Here is a 12,978-nt window from a genome sequence, read left to right as displayed (position 1 = left end):
GGCGCTCACTCCTTGAAGTAGGCCTGGGTGTAGGGGTGCACGCCGGGATCGGCGGCGATGGCCCGGGCAGGCTGCCAGCGGTAGCTGCGGTGCTGGGCCTGGGGCAGGCTGGAAATATCCAAAGAAAGCTCGGCCTCGTAGGCGAGGACGACGTAATGGGTGGAGCGTCCGGCTTCACCCGCAAAATTGGTGCCGTAGAAGTGCTCGTACACGCCGCGAGGGGTCCAGGCCAGTTCGTTGACCGGGATGCCCAACTCTTCGCGCGCGATGCGGCGCAACGCGTCGTGCAGGGTCTCGTTCTTGCGGATGCGCCCGCCCGGCACGAACCAGGCGCCCTGGGCCGGAGGATTGGCGCGCAGGCCGGTCAGGTAGCGGCCCGCGGCGTCGCGCAGCAGCAGGTCGATGGATACCAGCGGCAACATTTCGACCGCCTGGCGGAATTCCGCCTGCGCCAGTACGCCGCCGGGGGCTGCGGCCCGTTGCCGCCCGTATCGTTCGGGCCATCCCAAGGGTCTAGTAGACATTGCGGCCCGTCCATCCCGATACCGCCGTGCGGGCGATGATCTGCAGGTCCATCCTGAACGTCCAGTGCTGGATGTAATAAATGTCGTACTCGATGCGGTCGCTCATCTTGCGCAGCGTGTCCGTCTGTCCGCGCAGGCCGTTGACCTGCGCCCAGCCGGTGATGCCGGGTTTGACGCGGTGGCGCATCATGTAGCGCTGGACCAGGTCCTTGTACATTTCGTTGTGCTCCAGCGCGTGCGGGCGCGGGCCCACCACCGACATGTCGCCCATCAGCACGTTCAAGAATTGGGGCAGCTCGTCCAGGCTGGTGCGCCTGAGGAAGCCGCCGATGCGCGTGATGCGCGCGTCGTTGCGGGTCGCCTGGGTGACCACGCCGTGCTCCTGGTGCACCGTCATGGTGCGGAACTTGTAGACGTGGAAGACCTTGCCGTCCACGCCCAGCCGCGGCTGGGTGAAGAACACCGGGCCGCGCGAGGTCGCCTTGACCAGGAAAGCCACCGTCAGCATGACCGGCGACAGCCCGATCAGCGCGCAGAAGGCAAAGCTGCGGTCGAAAATCTCCTTGGCCCAGCCCCGCACGCCAGCGGCGGGCAGGCTGTTGAGCTGGATGGCGGGCAGGCCCAGGAACTCCCCGATGCGGTGCCCCAGCAGCTGGATCGACATGACGTCGGGAATCCAGCGGATATCCACCAGGTCGTTGCGCAGGTGATAGAGGACTTCGCGCAGTTCCTGGCCCGCCTCCATCGGCAGCACGATCCAGATCTCGCGGACGGTGTGCTCATGCACGAAGGCATGCAGTTCGTCCAGGTCATGCAGGCGGCGGACTTGCGGCGGCAGGTTTTCATGGGGTTCGGCGTAGATGCCCGCCACTTCGTAGCCCGCGCCGCGGTATTGCTCGACGCGGCGCCACAGGTCGTGGCCCAGCGCGCCGAAGCCAACCAGCAGCACGCGCTTGCGGTCCAGCCCGCGGTCGCGCGCGGCGCCCAGCACCGCGTAGACCGCAATGCGTAAGCCGGCCAGCGTCAGCGCCGACATGCCGAACCATGTAGCCGCCCATACGCGGGATATCGCCGCGGTCTGGTGCATGAGAAAACTGATGCAGATGCCCAGCGCGAACACCAGCGCCCACGCCGCCAGGCTGCGCACCACCAGGTCGGTGAGCAGGCGGCCGCGCCAGGAGACATACAGGCGGAAGGCCGGAAAGATGGCAACGACGCCGAGGCCGCACAGATATACAAGGAACAGATGGATTTGCGGAGGATCCGCCAAGGCATCGTCCGAGAATTTCAAGCCGGTGGCAGTCAGGCCGCAGGTGATGACGATCGCGGCATCGAGCAAGCGGTAGAGATAGCTTGCCCCGCTGAATCTAGACGACGTGTCCGTTTGGGACGGGTCCATCGCGCACTCCTGTTCGTGGGGAGCCGCTCTGCGTCGAGCAAAAACCGTGCACTGCCGCAAAGCTTGTGGCTACCGACAAAATCTTATTGAGTGCGCAACGCACCCGAAACCTCCAAACGATGTAGGAGAAGGCTTAGGACATCCGTCGAATGTGCGGGCCTAGGAAAAGAGAGTGGAATGTCGCAACCCGTTACGCATCGGGCTCACTCCAAGCAACGAAGTCATTCACAAGTGGATTTGCCATGACGACATTTTTCGGAACGTTGAGCCGAGGCATAGCAGCTATCGCGCTCGTGTCCTCGCTGGGCGCTTGCGCCTTGTCTCCCGGTATGACCTTTGACGCCAATCAGCTTGCGGATCCGCTGGATCCGAACTCCAAGGCAGTAATCAAGGAAATCACGCCGTCGCTGGTGCTGGAAGACCAGCGCGCGCGCCAGGCATTGCTCGACAACGAAGGCGTCGACAAGCTCTACGGCAAGTCCGGGCCGTACCTGATCGGGCCGGGGGACATCCTCTCGATCGTAGTGTGGGATCACCCTGAACTCGTCCTTCCGACGCAAACCTACGCCATCGGGACAGGGGTCACGGAATTAGCCATTGGGGATACTGCCTCGGGCATTCCGGGCTATACGGTTTCATCCACTGGATATATCCAATTTCCGTATGCGGGATTGCTCAAAGTGGCCGGGTTGACGGAACTTCAGGCGCGCAATCTCATAGTGAATAGTTCAGGCAAATACATCCAGGATCCGCAGATCACCGTACGCGTTCTGGGATATCGCAGCAAGCGTGTTTACGTGGATGGCGAGGTCAAGACGCCGGGCGCAATCGCGATCAACGATATTCCGATGACCCTGTTGGAAGCCATCAACAGGGCCGGCGGCATTCTGCCGACCGGAGACCGCAGCGCAGTCTATGTGATCCGGGATGGCCGCCGTACTCGCGTGAACGTGCCCGCGCTGATCGAGCGTGGCCAGGACTTGAATCAAGTGCTGCTGAAGTCGGGCGACATCGTGAGGGTTACGCCGCGCGACGACAGCAAGGTTTTCGTGATGGGCGAGGTGACCTTGCCCACCGCGGCAGTGATGCGTGACGGACGCATGTCATTGACCGAGGCGTTGGGCTTGGCCGGAGGACCGAACCAGCTGACCTCGAACCCGTCGCAAATATTCGTTGTGCGCAGCACTGAGCAAGCGACGCCGCTGGTGTTCCACCTGAACGCCGGCTCGCCGCAGACTCTTGCGGTGGCGGAGAAGTTCGAGTTGCAACCCAAAGATGTTGTGTTCGTGGACACGGCCGGCTTGGTGCGGTGGAACCGCTTCATCAGCAACCTGTTCCCGAGCGCCCAGACCGTACAGACCGTGAAAGCCATAGATTAGTCCGCCTTAAACCACGCCTGGGGACGCCGCGACCGCGGCGGCGTCTTCTCTTGGAGAGCTGCATGTCGTTGCCCATCGAATCGTTCGAGCCGTCCGTGCCGGCTCGCCAGCAGGAAACTCCGTTGTCGTCCCATGTGGACGCCATCTTCTCCAACCGGTGGATGATCATTGCGATCACTCTGCTCGCATTACTGGGGGCGCTCACTTACGTGATGATCACGCCCAAGGTGTATTCGGCCGACATCATCGTGCAGGTGGAAGAGGAAATGCCCCAGGGGCAGAGCCGCAGCCTGCTGGGGGATGTTTCCTCCATGTTCGATACCAAGGCGGAGACCTCGGGCGAAATGGAAGTGCTGCGCTCGCGCATGGTGGTCGGGCCCGCGGTCGACAAGTTCCTGCTGTACATCCAGGCCAAGCCGCGCTATTTCCCCGTGATCGGCGAATGGCTGGCGCAGCGCTATGAAAGCCTGCCGTACCCGTCGAGCTTTCCGCGCGGCGGCTACGCCTGGGGCGGCGAAGCCATCGCGATTTCGCAGCTGGACGTGCCCAACGAATGGCTGGGCAAGCCGTTTCGCGTGACCACGCTGGGCGAAGGACGCTACACGCTGAGCGACAAGTTCACCGGCGCCACGTTCAACGGCACGGTGGGCAAGCCCGAGCATTTCAGGCTGCCTGGCGGCGGCGCCATGGACGTGCATATCGACGCGCTGACGGGGCGCCCCGGCACCGAGTTCACCGTGTCGCGCAGCTCGCGCCTGGCCGCCATCGAGGACGTGCAGGGGCGCCTGGGCATCTTCGAGCGCGGCCGCACCTCGGGTGTGATCGGCGTCACGCTGGAAGGCAATGATCCCGCGCTGACCACCGCCGTGCTCAACCAGATCGGCCAGGAGTACGTGCAGCAAAACGTCAACCGCAAGTCGGCGCAGGCCGAGAAGTCGCTGGTGTTCCTCGAACAGCAGCTGCCGGTGCTCAAGGGCGAGCTGGACGCGGCCGAGACCAAGTACAACTCCTTGCGCAACAAGCGCGGCACCATCGACCTGAGCGAAGAGGCCAAGCTGATCCTGGCGCAGTCGGTGGACGCGCAGACCAAGGTGATGGAGCTGCGCTCCAAGCGCCAGGAAATGATCACGCGCTTTGCGCCGACCCACCCCAGCATCGTGGCATTGGACCGCCAGATCGCCGGCCTGACCGGGGACGTGAACCGCATCGGCAACAACATCCGCCAACTGCCCGACCTGGAACAGGACGTGGTGCGCCTGGTGCGCGACGTGCGCGTCAACACCGAGCTCTACACGGCGCTGCTCAACAACGCCCAGCAACTGCGCTTGATCCGCGCCGGCAAGGTGGGCAACGTGCGCATCCTGGACTCGGCGGTGCAGCCCGACAAGCCGGTGCGTCCCAAGGCCGCCATCATCATCGGCGTCGCAACCGCCTTCGGCCTGATCTTCGGCATGCTGTGCGCCTTTGTGCGCAACGCCTTGTTCGGCGGCCTGTCCGAACCCGACGACGTCGAGCGCCATACCGGCCTGCCGGTGCTGGCCGCCATTCCGTACAGCGACATACAGGACAAGCTGTGGCGGCGCAGCCGGCGCAAGAATGCCAGCGTGCCCGCGCTGCTGGCCCAGAGCCAGGGCAATGCGCCGCCCATCGAAAGCCTGAGGTCGTTCCGCAACGTGCTGCAGGCGTCGCTGCGCCAGTCGGCCAACAACATGGTCATGTTCACCGGGCCGGTGGCGGGCGTGGGAAAGTCCTTCCTGTCGGCCAACTTCGCCTTCATCCAGGGCGGCGTGGGCAAGCGCGTGCTGCTGATCGACGCTGACTTCCGCAAGGGCCAGCTCAACCGCTACTTCGGGGTGCCCAAGGAAGACGGCTTGTTCGAGGTCCTGTCGGGAACGATCCCGCTGACCCAGGTGCGCAAGCACAGCGTGTCCGAAGGCGTGGACTTCATCGCCACCGGCGCGGTCACCTTCGATCCTTCCGAATTATTGGCCTCGCCGGTGTTCGGCGAAACCCTGCGCGAACTGGCATCACAGTACGACATGGTGATCCTGGACACGGCGCCCGTGCTGTCGTCGCCGGACGCGGCCGTGGTCGGCACGCATGCGGCCGCGGTGATGGTGGTGGTGCGCTCGGGCATGAACACGGTAGGTGAAATCCGCGAGACGGCCAAGCGCCTGATCCAGGCCGGCGCGCCCGTGGACGGCGTGCTTTTCAACGGTCTCAAGCTCATGCCGGAACGCTTCGGCTTCCGGTCCAAGTACGGTAGTTATCGCTACTCCCGTGCGGCGTATTACGGCGATTTCAAACAGAACGGCCCTAAATAACGCCACCCGGAGAAACTGGCATGCACGGAACTTTTGGCTGGGATACCCCGCAAATTCTGGATGCGGTTTTCAAGGCTTATGACATACGCGGCACGGTGCCGGAAGAGATCGACGCGCGGTTCGCGCACAGCCTGGGCATGGCGGCGGGGACCCAGGCCCGCGAACTGGGGGCGCGGTCCATCGTGGTGGGCAGGGATGGCAGGCTGAGCAGCGTCGAGCTGGCGGCCGCCTTGCAGGCCGGCTTGCGTTCGGCGGGCATGCACGTCATCGATATCGGCATGGCGACCACGCCGATGGTGTATTTCGCGACCCGCCTGATGGACACCGGCGCGGGCATCGCGGTCACGGGCAGCCACAATCCGCCCGCGCACAACGGCTTCAAGATCGTGCTGGACGGCGCCTCGCTGTACGGCGAGGGCATCACCGCGCTGCGCGACGCGATGCGGCTGCCGATCGAGTCGGCCAGCGCCTCGGGCGGACGCACGCAGATGCAGATCATGCCCTGCTACACGGCGCGCCTGATGGGCGACATCCGCATGGCGCGGCCGATGAAGATCGCCATCGATTGCGGTAACGGCGTGGCCGGCGCGGCGGCGCCGGCGCTGTTCCGCGCCCTGGGCTGCGAAGTGGTCGAACTGTTCTGCGAAGTCGACGGTTCGTTCCCGGGCCATCATCCGGACCCGGCCGATCCGCAGAACCTGCAGGACCTGATCTATTGCCTGCGCTATTCCGACTGCGAGGTCGGCCTGGCGTTCGACGGCGACGGCGACCGCCTCGGCGTGGTGACCAAGACGGGGCAGATCATCTGGCCGGATCGCCTGCTGATCCTGCTGGCGCGCGATGTGTTGGCGCGCAACCCGGGCGCCGAGATCCTGTACGACGTCAAATGCAGCCGCCATGTGGCGCGCGCGATCACGGAAGCCGGCGGCAAGGCCACCATGTGCAGGACCGGGCATTCGCTGATCAAGGCCAAGATGCGCGAGACCGGCGCGCAGCTGGCGGGCGAGATGAGCGGCCACATCTTTTTCAAGGAACGCTGGTACGGCTTTGACGATGGCATCTACGCCGCCGCCCGGCTGCTGGAGATCCTGTCCGGGGCGCCGGATCCGTCGGCCCTGCTGGAGAGCCTGCCGCAGTCCTGCGCCACGCCTGAAATCAAGCTGGAAACCGCCGAAGGCGAACAGTTCGACCTGGTGGAAGCGTTGCGCGCGCAGGGGCAGTTTCCCGGCGCGCAGTCCATCAACGATCTGGACGGCATCCGGGTGGATTACGCCGACGGCTTCGGCCTGGCGCGTCCGTCCAACACCACGCCGACGGTGGTATTGCGTTTTGAAGGGGACACCGTGGCCGCTCTGGCCCGTATCGAGGAGGATTTCCGCAACGCGTTCCGGCGCATTGCCCCTCATGTTCGTTTACCGTTTTAAGGAGCATCACGCGATGGGAAAGGCCAAGTATGCGGTTGAGGCGCTAAGGGCGAATTCCGGCCTGGCGGACAGCCCTGAGTGGCAGGCGTTCGCGCAAGCCGCGCACGGCGCGGAACTGGACGGCGCGGCGCTGAAGGTCATCGAGGCGGCGGGTCTGTGCGTGGACCTGAGCATGCAACGGCAGTCGCCGGCGCTGGAAGCCGCGGCCATGGCGCTGCTGCAGGCGCGCGGGGTGGCGGACGCGCGCCAGGCGCTGTTCGCGGGCGAGCCGGTCAACTGGACCGAGGGCAAGCCGGCATGGCATACGGCGCTGCGCGCCGGACGCACGCGGGAACAACCCGATGGGCAGGACGCGGACTCCGTTTGCGAGCATTCGCGCATGACTGACTTCGTGCGCCGCGTCGACCAGACGGCCGACTTCAACACGGTGCTGCACATCGGCATCGGCGGCAGCGATTGGGGGCCGCGCCTGGCGGTGCAGGCGTTCGGCGGCGCGTCGCAGCGCCGGCAGATCCGCTTCGTGTCCAACATCGACGGCCACGCGTTCCATGACGCGGTGGCAGGATTGGATCCGCGCCGCTGCCTGGTGGTGGTGTCGTCCAAGTCCTTCACCACCGCCGAGACGCTGCACAATGCGCGCGCCGCCATCGCCTGGCTCAAGCAGGGCGGCGTGGCGGATGCGTCGGAGCATCTGGCCGCGGTCACCGCCAATGTGTCGGCGGCGCGGGCGCTGGGCGTGCCGTCCAGCCAGATCTTCAAGATGTGCGACTGGGTCGGCGGGCGTTATTCGGTCTGGTCGGTAGCCGGCTTGTCGATTGCGCTGACGGTAGGCGCGGACGTGCTGATCGGCATGCGGGCGGGCGCCGAGGCCATGGACCAGCATTTCCAGCAAGCGCCGTTCGCCTCGAATGCGCCGATCCAGCTGGCGCTGGCGGGGCTGGTCAACTGCAGCGTGCTGGGACAAAACTCCCTGAACATCGCGGCCTACAGCGCGCGGCTGTTGCACCTGGTGACCTACCTGCAGCAGCTGGAAATGGAATCGCTGGGCAAGCGGGTCGCGGGCGACGGCGCGGCGGTGGGCGTGCCGACCGCGCCCATCATCTGGGGCATGCCAGGCACCGACGGCCAGCACACTTTTTTCCAGTGGCTGCATCAGAGCGAGGACGGCGCGCCGGTGGACTTCATCGCCAGCCTGCAAGGCCATGCCGACAGTCCGGACGCGCACCGCATGCTGCTGGCCAACTGCCTGGCGCAGCGCCAGGCGCTGCTGCGCGGCAAGTGCCTGGAGCAGGCGCTGATGGACGTGGCGCACATCGACGACCAGGAACGGGCGCTGAGCCTGGCGCAGCACATGGTCCATCCGGGCGGACGGCCTTCCACCTTGATCGTGCTGCGCCAGCTGGATCCGCGCGGGCTGGGCGCGCTGCTGGCCCTGTACGAGCACAAGGTGTTCGTGCAGAGCGTGGTCTGGGGCATCAACCCCTTTGACCAATGGGGCGTGGAACTGGGCAAGCGCCTGGCCACCGGCATCGAGCGCGAGCTGGCGGTGCCGGTGTCGGCCGGCGTGGTGGACTGGGGCCACGACGCGTCCACTTCCTACTGGATCGACCGCTACCGCAGCCATGCCCAGGCGCCGCGGCCGCGCCATGCCTGGGTGCCGGGCGTGGCGGCGCATCTGTGAAGGAGGCCGGGCCATGCCGGACCTGCATGTATTGGTGACCGGCGGCGCCGGCTACATCGGCACGCACACGCTGGTGGCGATGCTGGCGGCGGGCCAGCGGCCGCTGGTGCTGGACGACTTCAGCAACGGCAGCCGCGAGGCCGTGCGCCGCGTCGAGCGCCTGTGCGGCGTGGAGATCCCGCTGGTGGAAGGGGATATCCGCAGCCCCGGCCTGGTCGAATCGGTGCTGGCCGGATCGGCCGCGCGCGGCGCGCCGGTGCGGGCGGTGCTGCACCTGGCCGGCAGCAAGGCGGTGGGCGAGTCGGTCGCCGATCCGCTCAAGTACTACGACAACAATGTCGGCGGTTCAGTGGCGCTGCTGCGCGCCATGCGCGAGGCGGGCGTGACGCGCATGGTCTTCAGTTCATCGGCCACGGTCTATGGCGAGCCGCAGTACCTGCCGTTCACCGAAGCGCACCCGCTGGCGCCGACCAATCCCTATGGCCGCACCAAGCTGATGGTGGAAGAGGTGCTGCGCGACGTCTGCAGGGCCGACCCGGCCTTCAGCGCGGTCACGCTGCGCTACTTCAATCCCATCGGCGCGCACCATAGCGGGCAGATCGGCGAAAGCCCGCGCGACATTCCGAACAACCTGTTTCCCTTCATCACCCAGGTGGCGGTGGGGCGTCAGCCCTACCTGCGGGTGTTCGGCGACGACTACGACACGGCCGACGGCACCGGCGTGCGCGACTATCTGCACGTCATGGACCTGGCGCAAGGGCATGTGCAGGCGCTCGCATATTCGGAGAGCCATCCTGGGTTCGTGGCGGTCAACCTGGGCACGGGGCAGGGCACCAGCGTGCTGGAGCTGGTGCATGCGTTCGAGCGGGTCAACGGCTGCCGGATTCCCGTGCGCGCGCAAGCCCGTCGTCCCGGCGATATCGAGCGCATGTGGGCCGATCCCGCATTGGCGGCCAGCTTGCTCGGCTGGCGCAGCACGCATGGCGTGGATGCGATGTGCGCGGACGGCTGGCGCTGGCAGCAGGGCAATCCTCAAGGCTACGATCAGGACGTGGGGACATAACCCCTGCGCCGTGTCGGATGGATTCCGCGAAACCGGCGCGAGCGGTTACAGTTGACGGAAATATTGCGAAGCAGCATTGCCCGGCGGCCAAGCCGCCGCGGCCATGCACCGTCAACGAGGCGCACCCATGTTTGAATTCAATCCGTCTACTGGCTCCCAACAGGAGCCGCGGTCATGAGCGGGCCGACCTACAACGCGCCGGCCCATTGGAACCTGGACAGCATCGTGTCCGGCCTGCACGAGGCGCGCGTGGCCTGGCGCGGTCCGCGCGGCCGTCTGCGCGAAGACGCGGGCCTGCGCGAGTTCCCATCGCAGGAAAGCCTGCGCCAGATCGTCAAGAACCTCTGTGGCGCCCTGTTCCCGATGCGCCTGGGGCCGATCGACCTGCGCGAGGAGGTCGAGGACTTCTATGTCGGGCATACCATCGGCGCGGCGCTGGACGCACTGCTGCACCAGGTCTGTCTTGAGCTGCAATACGTGGGCCGGCCCGAACAGGCGGAACCCGCGGATACGCGCCAGCGCGCCATCGAGATCGTGCGGCAGTTCGGCGCTGAGTTGCCGCGCGTGCGCGCCGCGCTGGACTTGGACGTGACCGCCGCCTACCAGGGCGATCCGGCCGCGCACAACGTGGACGAAGTGCTGCTGTGCTATCCGGGCGTGGCGGCGATGATCCATCACCGCCTGGCCAACGTGCTGTACCGCCTGGGCGCGCCGATGCTGGCGCGCATCGTGGCGGAGATCGCGCATGCGGACACGGGCATCGACATCCACCCGGGCGCCACCATCGGCCGCAGCTTCTTCATCGACCATGGCACCGGCGTCGTGATCGGCGAGACCGCCATCATCGGCGACCGCGTGCGCCTCTATCAAATGGTCACCCTGGGCGCCAAGCGCTTCCCGCCCGGCGAAAACGGCGAACTCAAGAAGGGCCTGGCGCGCCACCCCTTGATCGAGGACGACGTGGTGATCTACGCTGGCGCGACGATTCTCGGCCGCGTCACCATCGGCAAGGGCTCGACCATCGGCGGCAACGTCTGGCTGACCCGCAGCGTGCCGCCCGGCAGCAACGTGACCCAGGCCAGCCTGGTCAGCGACATGCCCGACTGCGGCCTGGGCGGCTGAGCGGTGTTCGCGGCGGCCGCCGTTTTGCGGTGGCCGCCATTTTGCGGTGGCCGCCGTGTTGCGGTGGCCGACATTTGTAGTGGCCGGCACTGAGGAGCCTGGATGGACACACGAGTCTCTGATCTGGCCGCGCTGCGCGGCTTTGTCGACCGCCATCCGCGGCTGTTCGTGCTGACGGGAGCGGGCGTCAGCACCGACTCCGGCATCCCCGATTACCGCGACACCGAAGGCGAATGGAAGCGCAAGCCGCCCATGACGCTGCAGACCTTCATGGGCGGCGAACTGGCGCGGGCGCGCTACTGGGCGCGCAGCATGGTGGGCTGGCGCCGCTTTGGCCACGTGCAACCCAATACCTCGCATCGGGCGCTGGCGCGGCTGGAATCGCGCGGCCGCGTCTCGGTGCTGGTGACGCAGAACGTCGATGGCCTGCACGAGGCCGCCGGCAGCCGCGAGGTCGTGGACCTGCACGGCCGGCTCGACGAGGTGCGCTGCATGGCCTGCGATTGGCGCGGCGGCCGCCAGGCCTGGCAGGAGGCGCTGCAGGACGGCAATCCGGACTGGATGCTGCTGGATGCTTCCGATGCGCCTGATGGCGACGCCGATCTGGAAGGCGAAGACTTCGCGCGCTTCAAGGTGCCGCCCTGTCCGCGCTGCAGCGGCGTGGTCAAACCCGACGTGGTGTTCTTTGGCGAAACCGTGCCGCGCGAGCGGGTGGATCGCGCCAATGCCGGCCTCATGAACGCTGACGCGGTGTTGGTGGTGGGCTCTTCATTGATGGTGTATTCGGGCTACCGTTTCGTGTCGGCGGCCTCGCGCAATGGCATGCCGATAGCGGCCATCAATCTGGGACGCACCCGCGCCGACAGCATGCTTACCCTCAAGGTGGAACTGCCTTGCGCCGAGGCGCTGGACGCGTTGTAAAGCGGCCTGCGGCCGGCCGGTTTTTGACCGGTCTAAGCAAGTGCTTGGCCTGAAAAGGTTTTTTTCCGCTGTTACAGACCTTTCCATAGGGTTGTCCACAGGAACTGTGGATAATTCCTAGGGATAACCCCGAGTTTTTGAGCGTTCCCGGGGGCGATCTGTCAAGTCTCGCTGGCTTCCGCCATGTCCCCCATTAGCGCCTTTCGAGCCGCGTGCCAACTGCCGGCGTCCGGCGCGTACAGCAGGCCGCCCGTGCGGTGCGTGGGCTTGTAGGGGGAGCCGTCGAAGTGCGCGGCGTAGCCGCCGGCCTCGCGGTGCAACAGCCAGCCGGCCGCGTGATCCCAGGCGGTCAACTGGTTATACAGCGCGACATGGCAGTGGCCCGCGGCCAGCATGCGGTATTCATGCGCGGCGCAGCGCAGCGAGCCGGTGCTGCCCAGCCGCGACAGATTGCTGTTGACGGTCGTGCGCAGCGGCTCGGGCAAGGCGCCGGTCGAGATCAGGCCGTCCATGTCGTCGGGGGGCGCGGGGCTGGCCACCGCGAGCGGGACCTGCTTGCCGTTTTCATATTCCATCCAGGCGCCTTCGCCGCGCACGGCCAACGCGCTGTCGCGGCTGACCGGGTCGTAGATGACGCCCGCGATCACGTCGCCGCGGTGGCAGGCGGCGATCATCATGCCGAACAAGGGCAGCCCCGCCACGTAGTTGCGGGTGCCGTCGATGGGGTCGATCAGGAACGCCAGGTCGGCGTCGACCAGCATGTTCAGCAGGGCGGGATTGCGCGCCGAGGCTTCCTCGCCGATCAGCACGGCGCCCGGATGCAGCTTGGCCAGGCGCGTCGCGATCAGGCGCTCGGCGGCTTCGTCCGCGTCGGTCACCAGGTCCCGGGCGGAGCTTTTGCCGCGCACCGCCCCTTCCGGCAGATTGCGAAAGCGCGGCATGACTTCCGTCTGCGCCGTTTCGGCCAGGATGGCGGCAAGCCGGCGGGTGTCCTCGCGGGTAAAGGTTCTGCTCATACGGACTCGTTCGTTCGGGGAACGCGCAAATCTACCACGCCGGACGCGGGGCGGGATGCAACATATCGGACTCCCGGAAACCCGCGCAAGAAATGCGCGCGGCCCTGGCCGATGCCGGCCAGGGC

The 12,978-nt window shown here is 66.4% G+C and carries 10 protein-coding genes; 7 read left to right on the top strand and 3 right to left on the bottom strand.

Annotated features, from left to right (window positions below; all coding sequences use genetic code 11):
• Window positions 1–5 precede the first annotated feature (5 nt).
• Window positions 6–524, bottom strand: coding sequence for a GDP-mannose mannosyl hydrolase (locus AC6LKD_RS25305; protein ID WP_498117803.1), 519 nt, complete (start codon window positions 522–524; stop codon window positions 6–8).
• Window positions 514–1,923 carry an undecaprenyl-phosphate glucose phosphotransferase gene (locus AC6LKD_RS25300; protein ID WP_013395106.1) on the bottom strand — a complete coding sequence of 470 codons (1,410 nt, stop codon included), beginning with the start codon at window positions 1,921–1,923 and terminating at the stop codon, window positions 514–516. The genes AC6LKD_RS25305 and AC6LKD_RS25300 overlap by 11 nt, the downstream gene beginning before the upstream one ends.
• Before the next feature lie 242 nt (window positions 1,924–2,165).
• Between AC6LKD_RS25300 and AC6LKD_RS25295 the strand changes: the two genes are divergently transcribed.
• From AC6LKD_RS25295 to AC6LKD_RS25265, 7 genes are all read left to right on the top strand, one after another.
• Window positions 2,166–3,302: a polysaccharide biosynthesis/export family protein gene (locus AC6LKD_RS25295; protein WP_041654095.1), complete on the top strand. Its 1,137-nt coding sequence runs from the start codon at window positions 2,166–2,168 to the stop codon at window positions 3,300–3,302.
• A 62-nt stretch (window positions 3,303–3,364) separates the two neighbouring features.
• The gene (locus AC6LKD_RS25290) at window positions 3,365–5,626 is read left to right on the top strand and encodes a GNVR domain-containing protein (protein ID WP_013395104.1); all 2,262 of its coding nucleotides are present in this window, start codon (window positions 3,365–3,367) and stop codon (window positions 5,624–5,626) included.
• Between the two features lie 20 nt (window positions 5,627–5,646).
• Complete coding sequence (locus AC6LKD_RS25285; protein WP_013395103.1) at window positions 5,647–7,050, top strand: phosphomannomutase/phosphoglucomutase; 1,404 nt, start codon at window positions 5,647–5,649, stop codon at window positions 7,048–7,050.
• Between the two features lie 13 nt (window positions 7,051–7,063).
• Complete coding sequence (gene pgi, locus AC6LKD_RS25280; protein WP_498117802.1) at window positions 7,064–8,731, top strand: glucose-6-phosphate isomerase; 1,668 nt, start codon at window positions 7,064–7,066, stop codon at window positions 8,729–8,731.
• A gap of 13 nt (window positions 8,732–8,744) precedes the next feature.
• Window positions 8,745–9,794 (top strand): UDP-glucose 4-epimerase GalE, encoded by a 1,050-nt coding sequence (galE, locus tag AC6LKD_RS25275; protein WP_492276291.1) that lies wholly within the window; start codon window positions 8,745–8,747, stop codon window positions 9,792–9,794.
• 174 nt (window positions 9,795–9,968) lie between these two features.
• Window positions 9,969–10,916: a serine O-acetyltransferase EpsC gene (epsC, locus tag AC6LKD_RS25270; protein WP_013395100.1), complete on the top strand. Its 948-nt coding sequence runs from the start codon at window positions 9,969–9,971 to the stop codon at window positions 10,914–10,916.
• A 102-nt stretch (window positions 10,917–11,018) separates the two neighbouring features.
• The gene (locus AC6LKD_RS25265) at window positions 11,019–11,837 is read left to right on the top strand and encodes an NAD-dependent protein deacetylase (protein WP_013395099.1); all 819 of its coding nucleotides are present in this window, start codon (window positions 11,019–11,021) and stop codon (window positions 11,835–11,837) included.
• Window positions 11,838–11,998: 161 nt separating this feature from the next.
• Here AC6LKD_RS25265 and AC6LKD_RS25260 read toward each other — a convergent pair whose 3' ends face one another.
• The gene (locus tag AC6LKD_RS25260; RefSeq protein ID WP_498117801.1) at window positions 11,999–12,853 is read right to left on the bottom strand and encodes an inositol monophosphatase family protein; all 855 of its coding nucleotides are present in this window, start codon (window positions 12,851–12,853) and stop codon (window positions 11,999–12,001) included.
• Window positions 12,854–12,978: the final 125 nt, after the last annotated feature.

Source organism: Achromobacter sp. D7-1 (assembly GCF_059760445.1).
The sequence above is the reverse complement of the archived record's forward strand: the minus strand, read 5'-3'. Positions and strand labels throughout refer to the sequence as shown.